Origin of the sequence: Paracoccus hibiscisoli (assembly GCF_005048265.1) — a bacterium.
Taxonomy (GTDB): Bacteria; Pseudomonadota; Alphaproteobacteria; order Rhodobacterales; family Rhodobacteraceae; genus Paracoccus; species Paracoccus hibiscisoli.
Map to the genome: position 1 here is coordinate 55,143 of NZ_SUNH01000006.1, position 15,324 is coordinate 70,466.

Here is a 15,324-nt window from a genome sequence, read left to right on the forward strand (position 1 = left end):
CCTCTCAGGCGGCCTGCGCCAGATCCGATGCGGCGAACCAGTCGGCAAAGGCTGCCTGCTGATCGGGGGTCAGGTGCAGGTAATGTTTCGTACGGCGGGTCAGGATGTCCTCGGGGGTCTGCGCCCATTCGCGGGCCACCAGATAGCGCACCTCGGCCTCGTAAAGCTGGCCGCCGAAATGCAGGCCCAACCCCTCCAGCGACCGGGCGCCCGCCACCACGTCGCGGGTCCGTGCGCCATACAGCCGCCCGTAATGCTGGACCAGGGCGCGGGGCATCCAGGGGTGCAGCTCGCGCAGCAGGTTGGCAAAGCTTTCGTAATCGGCATTGGCGATCTCGCCGCCCGGCAGGGGGGCGGTCTCGGTCCAGTCGGGGCCCATCTGTGGAAAGATCTCGGCCAGGCGGTGCATGCCGCGTTCGGCCAGCTCTCGGAAGGTGGTGATCTTGCCGCCAAAGATGTTCAGCATCGGCGCGCCGCCATTCCGGTCCAGATCGAACACATAGTCGCGCGTCACCGCCGACGGGTTGCCCTGCCCGTCATCGAACAGCGGACGCACCCCGGAAAAGCTGTGGATCACGTCCTGGCGGCGCAGCTTTTCCTTGAAATAGCGGTTCACGGCGGCCAGCAGATAGTCGATCTCCGAGTCGTCGGCGCTCACGTCCTCGGCCCGGCCGTCATAGGCGATGTCGGTCGTGCCGATCAGCGCCATGTCACCTTCGTAGGGGTTGATGAAGATCACCCGCTTGTCGTGGTTCTGCACCAGATAGGCGTTCGGCCCGTCCCACCATTTCGGCACGATGATGTGGCTGCCCTTGACCAGCCGCACGTTGCGGGCCGAATTCGACCCGGCCACGCGGGTGATGATGTCGCTGACCCAGGGCCCCGCGCAATTGACCAGACAGCGGGCGTGGAACAGCCGCTCCTCTCCCGTGACGGTGTCGCGGGTGGTGACGGCCCAGACATCCCCCTCACGGCGTGCCGACACGCAGGCGGTGCGGGTCAGGACGGTCGCGCCGCGTTCCGCCGCATCGACCGCGTTCAGCACCACCAGCCGCGCGTCATCGACCCAGCAGTCGCTGTATTCGAACCCCTTGTGATACTGGTCCAGCAGGGGCGCACCGACAGGATCGCGGCGCAGATCCAGCGTGCGCGTGCCCGGCAGCTTTTTCCGCCCCCCCAGGTTGTCGTAAAGGAACAGCCCCAGCCGGACCAGCCAGGCGGGCCGGTCGTCGGGGCTGTGCGGCAGCACAAAGCGCATCGGCCAGATGATGTGGGGGGCGGCCCGCAGCAGCACCTCGCGTTCGATCAGCGCCTCGCGGACCAGGCGGAATTCGTAATATTCCAGATAGCGCAGCCCGCCATGCACCAGTTTCCCCGAACGCGACGAGGTGCCCTGCGCCAGGTCGTCCTTTTCGCACAGGACGACCGACAGGCCCCGCCCCGCGGCATCGCGCGCGACGCCCGCGCCGTTGATGCCGCCGCCGATCACGAACAGGTCGATCAGGTCAGGTGTCATGGGTCTCTCCTGGCAGGGGGGCGCGGGCGGAGGCCAGCGCGTTCCAGATGGGGGGCAGCGCGTTGCGCGCCGCAGCAAAGGTGGGGAACAGCCGCGCATAGGTGGCGGCCAGATACGGGTCGGGGGCTTCGGGGTCGCGCAGCAGCGGCGTGACCCATTCGGCGATGCAGGCATTCATGTCGGGATAGGCGCCGATGGCCACGGCGGCCATCATGGCGGCGCCCGCGGCCCCGGCCTCGTCACGGTCCGACACGCGGACGGGCGCGTTCAGCGCCGCCGACAGGATGGCGCGCAGCGCGGGCGACCGCGCCGCGCCCCCGGTCAGGCGCAATTCGGACGGCAGCGGCCCCATCGCGGCGTAACAATCGCGCATGGCCAGGCCCAGCCCCTCGGCCACGGCGCGGACCAGATCGGGATAGCGGTGCCCCGCTGACAGCCCAGTGAACCCCGCCCGCGCACCCGCATCGACAAATGGCCCCCGCTCCCCCGCATCCGAGATATAGGGGTGGTACAGGATCTGCCCCGGCGCCGCCTGACCCAGCCAGCCGTCCAGCCGCGCGACCAGATCGCGAAGCGTCACCGGCTGGCCCATGTCCGACAGGATACCGGCAGCCAGGCCCAGCACCCAGTCCAGGTTCAGCGTCGCCGCCATGTTGGTCTGGACCTGCGTGACCACACCCGGCACCGGCAGGCAGATGACATAACCCGTGCCCTGATCGTTCAGATGCACCCGGTCGGCACTCACGGCGCGCAGATGCACCCCGGTCGAGCCCACCGTGGAACAGGCGACGTCGCCCGCCCCGCCCAGAACACCCGCGCCCAGCGCGGTCATCACCATGTCGACATAGCCAAGGGATACTGGCGTTCCCGCCAGCAGCCCCGTCGCGGCGGCGGCATCAGCGGTCAGCGGATGGGTCACCTGCGTGCCGTCGATGATCGGCGGCAGCAGGCCGCGCCGATGGTTCAGGCCCAGCGCATGGATCACTGTGTCGTCATAGGCGCGGGTGCGGAAATTACCGAAGGTAAAGCTGGCTTCGGACGGGTCGGTCGCGCGGATCCCGGTCAGGTTCAGATACAGCCAATCCTTGCAATGCAGCGCGACCCGGGCGCGGTCCAGCAGGTCGGGGTGATGGGCGTCCATATGCGCCATCTGCGCGCCCTGCTGACAGGTGTTCAGGCCGGTGCCCGTCGCCTCGAACCGGGCGCGGTCCTGGCCCAGCCGCGTGACCGTGGGCGCGGCGCGCGCGTCCAGCCACAGCCAGGCATCGCCCACCGGCCCGTCATCGCCCACCAGCCAGGTGCCGTCGCCCTGCCCCGTCACCGACAGCGCCGCGGTCCGCGCCGCAAGGTCGGGGATGTGGTCTGCCAGCGCCCGCAGCGCCGCCGCGCAATCATCCCAGGTCCGCGCCATGTCCTGCGTCGCAGCCCCCCGCGCGCCCGTGGCATAGCGGTTAGGCACGGATGCCGCGCCCAGCTGCCGACCCGACAGATCGAACCCCACGGCCTTGATGACCGAGGTCCCCGCGTCGATCCCGATCAGCACGTCGCGCTGCATGGTGGTCATGGTGCCTCCGTCCCTTGGTCTGTCGGTTTATATCACGATCATCGCACAGGGAACGTATTTTTTTACGGACACAGCAATTTATTTCATCTAAGCTGATTGCAACGACCTGTGATGGATGCGCGGATTCGCCGCAATCACAGGCATCAGCGACGCGAATCGACCGGAGGGGAGGCCGGGACGCATGACCGCAATCGCCCATCATGGACCATCCGTCCGACCCTTGCGTCCGGCCCGCCTGGCGGCGCCCGCGCCGGTGTCCGCCCTGTCGAAACGGACAGGTGCCCGTCGTCTTGTCGGCGCCGGCATCCCCGGGGATCATCACGCAGAGATCACATGGCCGGCGCCGGTGGCGCCCGCCCTTCAGCCAGAGGCCGCCCGATGACCGACAGCACCCCCGCCCCCCGGGCCCCCGCCGCAAGCCGCCGCGGCCTGATTCTGTCCGTGGCGATCGGCCTGGGCGTCCTGACCGCGATCGCGCTGGACACAACCGTGGTGCAGGTCGGCTCCGAGGCCGATGCGCGGCAGCAGGCCTTTTCGCCCGACGCCTATGGCACGCAGGAATTCCCCCGCATCCGTGACGCGGTGATCGCCCGGGCGGTGCCCGCGACAGACCTGGCCGCCGCCATCGCCGCCGATCAGGACGCGGCCATCGCGGAATACGGCACGCCCGCATCGACCGGCGCGATCATGATGGTCACCGTGACCGGCACCGCAGGCGAGCCGCGCGCCGGGGTCTATCCGCTGACCGTCGCGGGCCTGCCCGAGGATCTGCGCATCCGCGTGCAGACCGGCCCCGCGATCAACGGCACCGACCTGCGCGACGCGCCCGGCGACATCGCCTTCGGCGCCTTCCGCAACCAGATCGAATACCAGGACGCCGGATCGGGCATCAACCGCGCCATGGCGGCCGAGGTTCTGGCCCCCATCGACACCGCCGCCCTGACCGGCAGGCAGGTCACGGTGACCGGCGCGTTCCGGCTGATCAACCCGTCGAACTGGCTGATCACCCCCGTCGCGATGGAGGTCCAATGAGCGCCCAGGTCGTTCTTGCCGCCCGCAACGTCGCGAAATCCTATGGCCAGGTCCATGCGCTGAAGGGCGTGAATTTCGACATCCATCGCGGCCAGGTCACCACCCTGTTCGGAGAGAACGGCGCGGGCAAATCCACGCTGATGAAGATCCTGTCGGGCGTGATCCAGCCCACATCGGGCCAGATCGTGCTGGACGGCCAGCCGGTGGCCTTCGGCAATGCCAATGACGCGCGCGACCGGGGGATTTCCATCATCCATCAGGAGCTGTCGCTGGCCCCGAACCTGTCGGTGCGCGACAACATCTTCATGGGCCGCGAAATCATGGGCCCCCTGGGCGTCGACTACGCCGAGGAGGAGCGTCAGACCCGCGCCCTGATGGAGGAGCTGGAGGAGCAGATCGACCCCGCCACCCCGGTCGAGGACCTGCGCCTTGGTCAGCAGCAGATCGTCGAGATCGCCCGCGCCCTGTCCGTGGACAGCCGCATCCTGATCATGGACGAACCCACCAGCGCCCTGTCGGCCTCCGAGGTCGAGGTGCTGTTCAAGGTCATCCGCGACCTGACCGCGCGGGGCGTCAGCATCGTCTATATCTCGCACCACCTGGAGGAGGCGCTGACCATCACCGACCACGCGGTCGTGCTGCGCGACGGGGTGATGACCGCCTATGCGCCGCGCGCGGAGATCGACCTGGAATGGATCGTGCGCAACATGGTCGGCGAGAATTACGACCTGGGCAGCCCCCCGGACAGCGCAAAGGGCGATGTCGCCCTGTCGATCCGCGACCTGTCGGTGCCGGACGCCACGGGCCAGGACCTTGTCCGCGGGCTGAACCTGGACGTGCGCGCCGGCGAAATCGTGTGCATCTATGGCCTGATGGGCGCCGGTCGGACCGAGCTGTTGGAGACGGTCGCGGGACGTCTGCGCGCCACCGGCGGCCAGATCGTCCTGGAGGGCCATGAGATCAGCCACCTCTCCATCGGCCAACGCATCGCCCGTGGCCTGGCCCTGGTCCCCGAGGACCGCCAGCGCGACGGCCTGGTCCAGACCATGAGCGTGGGCCAGAACCTGTCGCTGGCCTCGATCGCGCGGTTCACGCGGGGGCTGTTCACCAGCACCCGCGCCGAACGCGATCTGGTCGATGACAGCATCCGCCGCGTGACCGTCAAGACATCGGGCGGGGGAGCCCCCATCGGGTCGCTGTCGGGCGGCAACCAGCAGAAGGTGGTGATCGGCAAGATGCTGGCCACCAACCCCCGCGCCATCCTGCTGGACGAGCCGTCGCGCGGCATCGACATCGGCGCCAAGGCCGAGGTGTTCCGCCTGCTGGCCGAAGGCGCGAAAAACGGGCTGGCGGTGGTCTATTCCACCTCCGAGGTCAGCGAATGCCTGTCCATCGCCCACCGGATCATCGTCATGCACAAGGGCCGCATCACGGCCGAATTCGACAGCACCGTGTCCAAGGACCGGATCATGGCCGCCTCGGGCGAGTCCCAGGCCGCCTGAGGGAAGGGAACCCATGTCCGCAACCACCACCAACCCCGCCAAGCCCCGGTCCCTGAACATCGGCCGCCTGCTGCTGGAGGGGCGCGCCTTCTTCGCGCTGATCGCGATCATCGCGGTGTTCTCGGTCCTGTCGCCGAACTATTTCACGCTGTCGAACCTGCTGATCATGTCCAGCCAGGTGGCGATCTTCGGCATCCTGTCCATCGGCATGCTGCTGGTCATCCTGAACGGCGGGATCGACCTGTCCGTGGGGTCCATCCTGGCGCTGTCGGGCGTCGTCGCGGGCGCGATGATGCAGGGGGTCGAGATCGACGCGATGGGGGTGATCCTGTACCCGCCGGTCTGGGCAGTCGTCGTGCTGACGGTCTGCGTCGGCGCGGCGGTGGGCGCGGTCAACGGCGTGCTGGTCGCGATCTTCAAGGTGCCACCTTTCGTGGCGACCCTTGGGGTGATGTATGTGGCGCGGGGCATCGCGCTGTTGATGACCAACGGGCTGACCTACAACAACCTGCGCGGGTCCGAGGCCCTGGGCAATACCGGCTTCAACTGGCTGGGCTTCTACCGCATCGGCGGTGTGCCGATCAGCGTGATCGTGCTGGCCGTGGTGGCGATTGCCGCGGGGCTGATGCTGTCGCGATCGGCCTTCGGGCGCTGGCTGTATGCGTCGGGCGGAAACGAACGCGCGGCAGAGCTGTCCGGCGTGCCCGTCAAGCGGGTCAAGATCACCGTCTATGCCGTGTCGGGCGCCCTGGCGGCCGTGGCGGGCCTGGTGCTGGCGTCGCAACTGACATCGGCGGGGCCCACGGCGGGCAATGCGTATGAGCTGACCGCCATCGCCGCGGTCGTGATCGGCGGGGCGGCCCTGACCGGCGGGCGGGGCACGGTGCGCGGCACCATGCTGGGCGCCTTTGTCATCGGCTTTCTGTCGGCGGGCCTGGTGATCATCGGGGTCAGTTCCTACTGGCAGACGGTGTTCACCGGCGCGGTAATCGTGCTGGCCGTGCTGATGAACTCGCTTCAATACGGCAGCGGCGCGCGCAAGACGTGAGGCCCTGCCCCTGACCTTCCCCGGCGGGCGCGGGAACGCCCGCCGGAAAGACTGCCCCACCGGGCAGGACCACCGCAAAAATAGGGAGAGAGAGAATGATGAAGATGACGCGCCGGATGCTGATGGCTGCCGTTGCCACCGTGCCGCTGATGGCCGGATCGGCTTGGGCCGAGGGCCTGATCACCGTGATCGTGAACGATCCGGCCAACCCCTACTGGTTCACCGAGGGCGAGGTCGCCAAGGCCACCGCCGAAGAGCTGGGCTATACCGCCAATGTGGCCGCCCATCGCGGTGACACCAACACCGAAAGCACGCTGATCGACACTGCGATCACCAACCAGTCGGTCGCGATCATCCTGGACCCGGCCAATGCCGACGGGTCTGTCGGTGCCGTCCAGAAGGCCGTCGATGCGGGCATCCCGGTGTTCCTGGTCAATGCCGAGATCAACCAGGAGGGCCTGGCCAAGGCGCAGCTGGTGTCGAACAACGCGCAGGGCGCGGCCCTGGGCGCGCAGGCCTGGGTCGAGGCGATGGGCGAGGAAGGCGGCCAGTTCGTCGAGCTGTTCGGCGCGCCGTCGGACAACAACGCCCAGACCCGGTCCAACGGGTTCGAGACGGTGCTGTCCCAGTATCCCGAGTTCGAGAAGGTCGGCCAGGAGGTCGCCAACTGGGACCGCACCCAGGGCTATCAGCGCATGCAATCGCTGCTGCAGGCGAACCCCGACGTGACCGGCGTGATTTCCGGCAATGACGAGATGGCCCTGGGCGCCATCGCCGCGCTGAAGGAGGCGGGCCGGCTGGATCAGGTCACCGTAGGCGGCTTTGACGGCAGCCCCGATGCGGTCGAGGCCGTGCGCGCCGGAGAGATGGCCTATACCGTCCTGCAGCCCGTCGCGATCTTTGCCGAGGAAGCCGTCCGCCAGGCCGACAATTTCATCAAGACCGGAGAGACCGGCGCCGACAGCGAAAAGCAGCTGTTCGACTGCCTGCTGATCACCCCCGAGAACGTCGAAAGCTACAGCGCGCCCTTCGTTCTGGACCAGTGACCCCCGCGGGGCGTGCGGTGACCCGCGCGCCCCCTTTTGCCCCAAGGCCCGCCATGGACATCATCCCCTCGGACAGCCGCCAGGCGCGCAGACAGGCGCGGCGCACGCTGATCGCGCAGGCGGTCCTGTCCGAGGGCCAGCTGCGCATCGAGGACCTGACCGCGCGGTTCGGCATCAGCCTGATGACCGCGCATCGCGATCTGGACGACCTGGCCGCGCGCGGCGTGCTGCGCAAGGCGCGCGGCGTCGTCTCGGCGGCGCCGACCAGCCTGGTCGAGGCCAGCGACCTGTATCGCGACACCCGCCAGGCGCCCCAGAAATCGGCCATCGCCGCACTGGCCGCCCGCCAGATCGACGCCGGACAGGCGGTGTTTCTGGACGACAGCACGACCGTGCTGCGCATGGTGCCGCATCTGGCGGCACTGGTGCCGCTGACGGTCATCACCAATGCGCTGACGCTGATGGGCGCCGTCAAGGACATGCGCGATCTGACGCTGCTGGGTCTGGGCGGACAGTACCACGCCTGGTGCAACGCCTTCATGGGGCCTCAGACCACCGCCCAGATCAGCCGCCTGCGGGCCGATCTGGCGATCGTGTCGATGGCCGCGATCACGGATGGCCGGGTCTTTCACCAATCGCCCGACATGGCCGCGACGAAACGCGCCATGCTGGACGCCGCAGGTCGCCGCATCCTGCTGGCCGATCACACCAAATTCACCCGACACGCCCTGCATTCCATGGGCGGGGTCGAGGATTTCGACCTGGTCGTGACAGACGACCGAACGCCCGCCGACCAGATCACCGCCCTGCGCCGGCGCGGGGTCGCGGTCCAGATCGCCGCCGTGGAGGGCTGAGCCATGCTGATCCTGGGGCTGGATAACGGGCTGACGGTCACCAAGGCGGTGATCTTTGACGATACCGGTCGCGTGCTGGCCACCGCGCGCCGCCGCGTGGCGCAAATGATGCCGCGCGCCCGCCATGTCGAACGCGACATGGCCGATCTGTGGCGCCAGACCGCCGCCGCCGTGGCCGAGGCCATCGCCGCCTGCGGTCGCCCCGCGGGTGACATCGTCGCCGTGGCCGCCACCGCGCATGGCGACGGGCTGTATCTGCTGGACCGCGCGGGCGCGCCCCTGGGGCCGGGCATCCTGTCGCTGGACAGCCGTGCGGGCGGGGTCGCCGATGCGTGGGTCGCGAACGGCACCGCCGCACGGGCGCTGGCGCGGACCGGGCAGATGCCCCATGCCTCGGCCCCCGCCGCGATCCTGGCCTGGCTGCGTGACCACGACCCCGCGCGCTTTGCCGCCATCGGCCATGTGCTGGCCTGCAAGGACTGGCTGACCCTGTGCCTGACCGGCCGCATCGGCACCGACCTGACCGAGGCCAGCACCTCGTTCACCGACGTGGCGACCCAAGGCTACGCCGACGACATCCCCGGCCTCTTCGGGCTGGCGGGCCTGCCCCTGCCCGACATCGCCCTGCCCGATCAGGTCGTGGGCCATGTCACGGCCCAGGCCGCGGCGCTGACCGGTCTGATGCCTGGCACGCCGGTCGTGGCGGGGCTGCATGACGTGACCGCCTCGGCCCTGGGGTCGGGGGGCTATGTTCCGGGCACGGTGGCGATCGTCGCGGGCACCTATTCGATCAACCAGACCGTCACCGACCGCCCCCTGTCCGATCCGCGCTGGTTCTGCCGCAACGGCATCGCGCGGGGGGAATGGAACGCCATGTCGATCTCTCCGGCGTCCGCCGCGAATTACGACTGGTTCCTGGACAGCCTGTGCCTGGAGGAGGGCGACCAGCCCGCCCATCTGCGCGTCATCCCCGAGATCGAGGCCGCGCTGGCCCGCCCCTCCAGCGCGCTGTTCCACCCCTATCTGTTCGGCTCGCCCCACGGGCCACGGGCCAGCGCGGCGTTCTTTGGCCTGCGCGGCTGGCACGATCGCGGCGACATGCTGCGCGCCGTGATCGAGGGCATCGCCTTCAACCACCGCCACCATGTCGACGCCCTGCGCGACGGGTTCTGCCCCACAGCCGCACGTTTGACCGGCGGCATCTCGCGCGCGCCGGTCTTTGCACAGCTGTTCGCGGATGTGTTGCGCATGCCGGTGACCGTCAGCGCGACCGAAGAGGCCGCAGCCTGGGGCGCCGCGCTCTGCGCGGGGTCGGGGGTGGGCCTGTTCGCCTCGCCCCGCCACGACCCGCGCGACGCGGCGGCGATCACCCACACCCACCATCCCGACCCCGCGCGCATGGCCGACATGGCCGCGCGACACGCGGTCTTCACCGATCTGGGCGCGGCGCTGGCGCCGCTCTGGCCCCGGATCGAGGCTTTGCAGGGCGACACATGACCCAGGATATCGACGTGCTGATCCTTGGCGCGGGCATCAACGGCGCGGGGCTGTTCCGCGACCTGTGCGAACAGGGCGTCAACGCCGTGATCGTGGACAAGGCCGATTACGGCGGCGGCACCTCGGCCGCGCCCTCGCGCCTGATCCATGGCGGCATCAAGTACCTGGAGACCGGAGAGCTGCGCCTGGTCGCCCAATCCACGCTGGAACGCAACCTGCTGCTGAAGAACGCGCCCCATCTGGTCCGGCCGCTGCCCACGGTCATCCCGATCTTCTCCTGGCTGCGCGGCATCGGGCCTGCGCTGCGCACGCTGATGGGATCGACCACCGCGCCGCGCAGCCGCGGCGCGGTGCTGATGAAGGCCGGGCTGGCGATGTACGACTTCTATGGCCGCCGCCACCGGGTGATGCCGCGCCACCAGCTGTGGTCGCGCGCCCGCGCCCTGCGCGAGATCCCGCCACTGACCCCCCGCATCAAGGCCGCGGGCCAGTATTACGACGCCGCCGTGACCCTGCCCGAACGGCTGGTCTGGGAGCTGGTCGCCGACGGCCTGCGCGCCAATCCCGCCGCCCGCGCGCTGAACCACACCGCGCTGACCGGCACGGACGGCGAGGTGATCCATCTGTCGGGCCCGCAGGGCGCGCTGTCCCTGCGCCCGCGCATCGTGGTGAACGCCGCTGGTCCTTGGATCGACCGCGTGAACGCGACCCTGGGCGCGCCCACGCGGATGATCGGCGGCACCAAGGGCTCGCATATTCTGCTGGACCACCCCGACCTGCTGGCCGCACTGAAGGGCCGGATGATCTATTTCGAGGCCGATGACGGCCGCATCTGCCTGGTCTTCCCCTATCTGGACCGCGCGCTGGTCGGCTCCACCGACACCCGCGCCGACGACCCCGACACCGTGGCCTGCGACGAGACAGAGATCGCGTATTTCCTCGACGCGCTGCGCGGCCTGCTGCCGGGGCTGGAATTCGACGACAGCCAGATCGTCTATGCCTATTCCGGCATCCGCCCCCTGCCCGCCTCGGATGCGGCCAATCCCGGCCTGATCAGCCGTGACCATTCCGCACCGGAGATCGCCCCCGACGCCAACCGCCGCTGGCCGATCATCGCGCTGGTGGGGGGCAAATGGACCACCTTCCGCGGCTTTGCCGAGGAGGTCGCCGACGACATCCTCCAGCGCCTCGCCGCGTCACGGCGCATCAGCACGGAACGCCTGCCCATCGGCGGTGGCCGCGATTACCCGGCCGATGCGGGCGCGTGGAGCGAAGATGCGGCCCGGCGCACCCTTGCCGCGCCCGCCCGCGCGCGCCATCTTCTGGCGCGCTACGGTACGACAGCCGCCCAGATCCTGGCCGCCGAAGGGGCCGCGCCCGCCATGCTGTCGGACAGCGACCACAGTGAACAGGAACTGGACTGGATCATCCGGAACGAACAGGTCGGCACCCTGGCCGATCTGGTGATGCGCCGCACCGCGCTGGCCGTCACCGGCCGCCTGTCGGCCCGTGATCTGGCGCGCATCGCCGACCTCTGCGCGGCGGTCCTGCACTGGGACGTGGCGCGCCGCGACCGCGAGCTGCGGGAAACGCAGGCGATGTTGCTGTCGCGGCACCGCCTGCGGATGGATCAGGCCGCGTCGGCCTGATCCAGACATGCCAGGCGCCCCTCGACCGCCAGCATCTGCGCGACCGCATGGGCGGCCTCGGCGCCCTTCTTCACGAAATGCTCGCGATAGAACCCGGTCATCAGCTCGGTCTCCTGATAATTGTGCGGCGTCAGCGAAACCGAGAACACCGGCACGCCCGTCTCCAGCCCCGCCTGCATCAACCCGGAGACGACGGCCTGGGCCACGAAATCATGGCGATAGATGCCGCCATCGACCACCAAGGCGGCGGCCACCACGGCGTCATACTTGCCTGTCAGGGCCAGCTTCTTGGCCAGAAACGGCATCTCGAAGGCGCCGGGCACGTCCCAGGCCTCGATCTGGGCGCCGGGCATCAGGCTGGCGGCCTCGGCCAGGAAACCGTCATGCGCGCGGTCCACCACATCGGCGTGCCAGCGCGCCCGGACAAAGGCGATACGAGGAGATTTGGTCATCTTTCAGGAACCTTACGTTAGAATGCGTCAGGCCCCCAAGGCATACCACCACGCGCGCCGGGGTGGCGCACAAGGCGGTTCTCTTCCATCCGGACTATACCGTCGGCCCCGGAATTTCACCGGATCTGCTGACCCCCTTTCGAAAAAGGGGCGCTCGCGGGCTGTGACCGCCGGTGGGGAATTGCACCCCGCCCTGAGAACGTCCCTAGGATAACCCCTCCACCCGCCCGCGCCAAGGGCGGACGCTGCGGAAAAACGCGTCAGACGGGTTCAATGTCGCCTTCGGCCCGGCGCGCGTGGAAATCGGCCACGAACGCGTCCAGCCGCCCCGCCGCGATCGCGTCGCGCAGCCCCGCCATCAACTGTTGATAGTAATGCAGGTTGTGCCAGGTCAGCAGCATGCCGCTGATCATCTCACGCGCGCGGAACACGTGGTGCAGATAGGCGCGGGAATAGCCCCGACAGCACGGGCAGGTGCAATCCTCGTCCAGCGGGCGCGGGTCGTCCTGATGGCGGGCGTTCTTGATGTTGACCTGGCCGCGCGGGGTCCAGGCCTGACCCGTCCGCCCGGACCGCGAGGGCAGCACGCAATCCATCATGTCGATGCCCCGCTGGACCGCGCCCACGATGTCGTCGGGCTTGCCCACGCCCATCAGATAGCGCGGCTTGTCGACCGGCAGGAAACCGGGGGCATAGTCCAGCACGCCGAACATCGCCTCCTGCCCCTCGCCCACGGCCAGGCCGCCGACCGCGTATCCGTCAAAGCCTATGGATTGCAAGGCCTGCGCGCTCTCCTCGCGCAGCTCGCGCGTCACGCCGCCCTGCATGATGCCGAACAGCGCGTGCCCCGGTCGGTCCCCGAACGCGTCGCGCGACCGCTGCGCCCATCGCATCGACAGGCGCATGGAGGCCGCCACCGCCTCATCCGTCGCGGGCAGCGCGGGGCATTCGTCGAAACACATCACGATGTCGCTGCCCAGCAGCTTCTGGATCTGCATGCTGGTCTCGGGCGACAGGAAATGCTTGGACCCGTCCACGTGGCTGGAAAAGGTCACGCCGTCCTCGGTCAGCTTGCGCAGGCCCGCCAGCGACATCACCTGGAACCCGCCGCTGTCAGTCAGGATGGGCCTGTCCCAGTTCATGAACCGGTGCAGCCCACCCATCCGCGCGACGCGTTCGGCGCCGGGGCGCAGCATCAGGTGATAGGTGTTGCCCAGCAGGATGTCCGCGCCCGTGGCCGCCACGCTTTCGGGCAGCATCGCCTTGACGGTCGCCGCCGTGCCCACCGGCATGAAGGCCGGGGTGCGGATCTGCCCGCGGGGCGTGTCGATGACGCCCGTGCGCGCCGCGCCGTCCGTCGCGGAAAGGGTATAGCTGAAACGCGTGGTCATGGTGCCCCCTGACTGTGGAACCGTGCGGTTCTAACCGCGCCCCGCGCGGCGTGCAATGCGCGTGCCACTGGACCGCGGGCAGGTGCTGCCCTATATAATCGGTCGGAATTGAAGGATGATCCGATGACCGAACCCCTGATGGAAGGCGCGCCGCTGATCGCGCCGTCTTCGACCGACCATCCCCTGTACGAGCCCATCGTCGAGGCGTGCAAGACCGTCTATGACCCCGAGATCCCGGTGAACATCCACGATCTGGGCCTGATCTACACGGTCGAGATCAACGACGCCTCCGAGGTGCGGGTGATCATGACGCTGACCGCCCCCGGCTGTCCCGTCGCCGGAGAGATGCCCGGTTGGGTCGCCGACGCGGTCGAGGCCGTGCCCGGCGTCAAGCAGGTCGATGTCGAGATGACCTTCCAGCCGCAATGGGGCATGGACATGATGTCCGACGAGGCGCGGCTGGAACTGGGCTTCATGTAAGCCCGCCGCCGGCAAAGAAGCGCGGGGACGGGGTTGAAACACCACGCCCCCGGTGACCATCTTGAAGACAGCCCCCGAAAGGATCGTCCCATGTTCGCCATGCCCGGCACGCCCCCCGTCACCATCACCCCCGCCGCCGCCGCGCGGATCGCGCAGCTGATGGCGGGCAAGAACGCTTACGGTCTGCGCATCGGCCTGAAGAAGGGCGGCTGTGCGGGCATGGAATACACGATGGAGATGGCCGAGACCCCCGCCCCGAACGAGGCCGTGGTCGAACTGGACGGCGCCCGCGTCATCATCGCGCCCATGGCGCAGATGTTCCTGTTCGGGACCGAGATCGACTATGAGACCGGCCTGCTGGAGCAGGGCTTCCGGTTCCGCAACCCGAACGTCACCGACAGCTGCGGCTGCGGGGAATCGGTGAACTTTGCCCCCATCGAGGGCGCCCGCCCCGCGAACTGACGGTTGCGCGGCGGCGGGTCGCTGGCTAAGCCTGTCGGGACCAAACGGAGGACCCCATGGCACCGCGCAAACTGGCCGCTGGCAACTGGAAGATGAACGGCACCCTGGCCGCGCTGGATCAGCTGGACGGCATGGCCGCCGCCGCCGAAGACGCGTCCTGCGACGTGCTGATCTGCCCCCCCGCCCTGCTGATCCATCCGATGATCGCGCGTGTGGGCGCGGGTGATCTGCTGATCGGTGGGCAGGATTGCCACGCCGCAGCCCAGGGCGCCCATACCGGCGACATTGCCGCGGCCCAGCTGCGCGACGCGGGTGCGACCCATGTGATCCTGGGCCATTCCGAACGCCGCGCCGATCACGGCGAAACCGACGCCCTGGTCCGCGCCAAGGCGCAGGCCGCGCATCAGGCCGGCCTGGTCGCCGTCATCTGCCTGGGCGAGACCGAGGCGCAGCGCGACGCAGGTGCGACGCTGGACGTGATCGCCACACAGCTGGCGGGTTCGGTGCCCGACGGCGCCACCGCCGCGAATACCGTGATCGCCTACGAGCCGGTCTGGGCCATCGGCACCGGCCGCACCCCAACCACCGATCAGATCGCCGAGGTCCACGCCCTGCTGCGCGACCGCCTGACCGCGCGGCTGGAGGACGGCGCCGACGTCGCCCTGCTGTATGGCGGCAGCGTCAAGCCGACCAACGCGGCCGAGATCTTTGCCATCGCCCATGTGAACGGCGCGCTGGTGGGCGGGGCCAGCCTGAAGGCCGCCGATTTCGTGCCGATCATCACCGCGCTGGACGCGGCCTGACCCATTTTCACCATTGCGCCGCCTGACC

14 protein-coding genes and 1 riboswitch are annotated in these 15,324 nt (G+C 69.0%); of the genes, 10 read left to right on the forward strand and 4 right to left on the reverse strand.

Translation table 11 applies throughout. From position 1 onward, the window contains the following. Window positions 1-4 precede the first annotated feature (4 nt). The gene (locus tag FA740_RS04295) at window positions 5-1,516 is read right to left on the reverse strand and encodes a glycerol-3-phosphate dehydrogenase (RefSeq protein ID WP_136855545.1); all 1,512 of its coding nucleotides are present in this window, start codon (window positions 1,514-1,516) and stop codon (window positions 5-7) included. Beyond that, a complete protein-coding gene (locus tag FA740_RS04300; protein WP_136855546.1) occupies window positions 1,506-3,080 on the reverse strand; it encodes an FGGY-family carbohydrate kinase in 1,575 nt (524 codons plus the stop codon). The genes FA740_RS04295 and FA740_RS04300 overlap by 11 nt, the downstream gene beginning before the upstream one ends. A gap of 378 nt (window positions 3,081-3,458) precedes the next feature. On the opposite strand from FA740_RS04300, the gene FA740_RS04305 reads away from it, so the two are divergent. The 7 genes from FA740_RS04305 to FA740_RS04335 all read left to right on the forward strand — a co-directional run bounded on the left by FA740_RS04305 (window position 3,459) and on the right by FA740_RS04335 (window position 11,708). Beyond that, window positions 3,459-4,112 carry a DUF2291 domain-containing protein gene (locus FA740_RS04305; protein ID WP_136855547.1) on the forward strand — a complete coding sequence of 218 codons (654 nt, stop codon included), beginning with the start codon at window positions 3,459-3,461 and terminating at the stop codon, window positions 4,110-4,112. Beyond that, entirely contained in the window at window positions 4,109-5,614 is a 1,506-nt protein-coding gene (locus tag FA740_RS04310; RefSeq protein ID WP_136855548.1) for a sugar ABC transporter ATP-binding protein, read from the forward strand. Before FA740_RS04305 ends, FA740_RS04310 begins: the two co-directional genes overlap by 4 nt. A gap of 13 nt (window positions 5,615-5,627) precedes the next feature. Next, on the forward strand, window positions 5,628-6,662 hold the full coding sequence (locus FA740_RS04315) for an ABC transporter permease (protein ID WP_136855549.1): 1,035 nt from the start codon (window positions 5,628-5,630) through the stop codon (window positions 6,660-6,662). Window positions 6,663-6,757: 95 nt separating this feature from the next. After that, window positions 6,758-7,708: a D-ribose ABC transporter substrate-binding protein gene (locus FA740_RS04320; protein ID WP_246053466.1), complete on the forward strand. Its 951-nt coding sequence runs from the start codon at window positions 6,758-6,760 to the stop codon at window positions 7,706-7,708. A 53-nt stretch (window positions 7,709-7,761) separates the two neighbouring features. After that, window positions 7,762-8,562, forward strand: a complete 801-nt coding sequence (locus FA740_RS04325; protein WP_136855550.1) for a DeoR/GlpR family DNA-binding transcription regulator — start codon at window positions 7,762-7,764, stop codon at window positions 8,560-8,562. Between the two features lie 3 nt (window positions 8,563-8,565). Then, a complete protein-coding gene (locus FA740_RS04330) occupies window positions 8,566-10,059 on the forward strand; it encodes an FGGY-family carbohydrate kinase (protein ID WP_136855551.1) in 1,494 nt (497 codons plus the stop codon). Continuing rightward, complete coding sequence (locus FA740_RS04335) at window positions 10,056-11,708, forward strand: glycerol-3-phosphate dehydrogenase/oxidase (RefSeq protein ID WP_136855552.1); 1,653 nt, start codon at window positions 10,056-10,058, stop codon at window positions 11,706-11,708. Before FA740_RS04330 ends, FA740_RS04335 begins: the two co-directional genes overlap by 4 nt. Here FA740_RS04335 and FA740_RS04340 read toward each other — a convergent pair. After that, window positions 11,690-12,160 (reverse strand): 6,7-dimethyl-8-ribityllumazine synthase, encoded by a 471-nt coding sequence (locus FA740_RS04340; RefSeq protein WP_136855553.1) that lies wholly within the window; start codon window positions 12,158-12,160, stop codon window positions 11,690-11,692. The genes FA740_RS04335 and FA740_RS04340 overlap by 19 nt on opposite strands. A 73-nt stretch (window positions 12,161-12,233) precedes the next feature. Continuing rightward, window positions 12,234-12,365, reverse strand: a riboswitch (FMN riboswitch). A gap of 55 nt (window positions 12,366-12,420) precedes the next feature. Beyond that, window positions 12,421-13,551 carry a tRNA guanosine(34) transglycosylase Tgt gene (tgt, locus tag FA740_RS04345; protein WP_136855554.1) on the reverse strand — a complete coding sequence of 377 codons (1,131 nt, stop codon included), beginning with the start codon at window positions 13,549-13,551 and terminating at the stop codon, window positions 12,421-12,423. A gap of 123 nt (window positions 13,552-13,674) precedes the next feature. Between tgt and FA740_RS04350 the strand changes: the two genes are divergently transcribed. The 3 genes from FA740_RS04350 (at window position 13,675) to tpiA (ending at window position 15,296) form a co-directional block, all read left to right on the forward strand. Next, the gene (locus tag FA740_RS04350) at window positions 13,675-14,031 is read left to right on the forward strand and encodes an SUF system Fe-S cluster assembly protein (protein ID WP_042250045.1); all 357 of its coding nucleotides are present in this window, start codon (window positions 13,675-13,677) and stop codon (window positions 14,029-14,031) included. Between the two features lie 90 nt (window positions 14,032-14,121). Further along, window positions 14,122-14,493 carry a HesB/IscA family protein gene (locus tag FA740_RS04355; RefSeq protein ID WP_136855555.1) on the forward strand — a complete coding sequence of 124 codons (372 nt, stop codon included), beginning with the start codon at window positions 14,122-14,124 and terminating at the stop codon, window positions 14,491-14,493. 56 nt (window positions 14,494-14,549) lie between these two features. Continuing rightward, window positions 14,550-15,296, forward strand: coding sequence for a triose-phosphate isomerase (tpiA, locus tag FA740_RS04360; RefSeq protein WP_136855556.1), 747 nt, complete (start codon window positions 14,550-14,552; stop codon window positions 15,294-15,296). Window positions 15,297-15,324 lie beyond the last annotated feature (28 nt).

Bases quoted from the DNA above. Each gene is read 5' to 3' on its own strand.
- FA740_RS04330 (WP_136855551.1), top strand. From the start codon at position 8,566: ATGCTGATCCTGGGGCTGGATAACGGGCTGACGGTCACCAAGGCGGTG.
- FA740_RS04320 (WP_246053466.1), top strand. From the start codon at position 6,758: ATGATGAAGATGACGCGCCGGATGCTGATGGCTGCCGTTGCCACCGTG.
- FA740_RS04335 (WP_136855552.1), top strand. From the start codon at position 10,056: ATGACCCAGGATATCGACGTGCTGATCCTTGGCGCGGGCATCAACGGC.
- FA740_RS04300 (WP_136855546.1), bottom strand. From the start codon at position 3,080: ATGACCACCATGCAGCGCGACGTGCTGATCGGGATCGACGCGGGGACC.
- tgt (WP_136855554.1), bottom strand. From the start codon at position 13,551: ATGACCACGCGTTTCAGCTATACCCTTTCCGCGACGGACGGCGCGGCG.
- FA740_RS04340 (WP_136855553.1), bottom strand. From the start codon at position 12,160: ATGACCAAATCTCCTCGTATCGCCTTTGTCCGGGCGCGCTGGCACGCC.
- FA740_RS04310 (WP_136855548.1), top strand. From the start codon at position 4,109: ATGAGCGCCCAGGTCGTTCTTGCCGCCCGCAACGTCGCGAAATCCTAT.
- FA740_RS04325 (WP_136855550.1), top strand. From the start codon at position 7,762: ATGGACATCATCCCCTCGGACAGCCGCCAGGCGCGCAGACAGGCGCGG.
- FA740_RS04305 (WP_136855547.1), top strand. From the start codon at position 3,459: ATGACCGACAGCACCCCCGCCCCCCGGGCCCCCGCCGCAAGCCGCCGC.
- tpiA (WP_136855556.1), top strand. From the start codon at position 14,550: ATGGCACCGCGCAAACTGGCCGCTGGCAACTGGAAGATGAACGGCACC.
- FA740_RS04295 (WP_136855545.1), bottom strand. From the start codon at position 1,516: ATGACACCTGACCTGATCGACCTGTTCGTGATCGGCGGCGGCATCAAC.
- FA740_RS04350 (WP_042250045.1), top strand. From the start codon at position 13,675: ATGACCGAACCCCTGATGGAAGGCGCGCCGCTGATCGCGCCGTCTTCG.
- FA740_RS04315 (WP_136855549.1), top strand. From the start codon at position 5,628: ATGTCCGCAACCACCACCAACCCCGCCAAGCCCCGGTCCCTGAACATC.
- FA740_RS04355 (WP_136855555.1), top strand. From the start codon at position 14,122: ATGTTCGCCATGCCCGGCACGCCCCCCGTCACCATCACCCCCGCCGCC.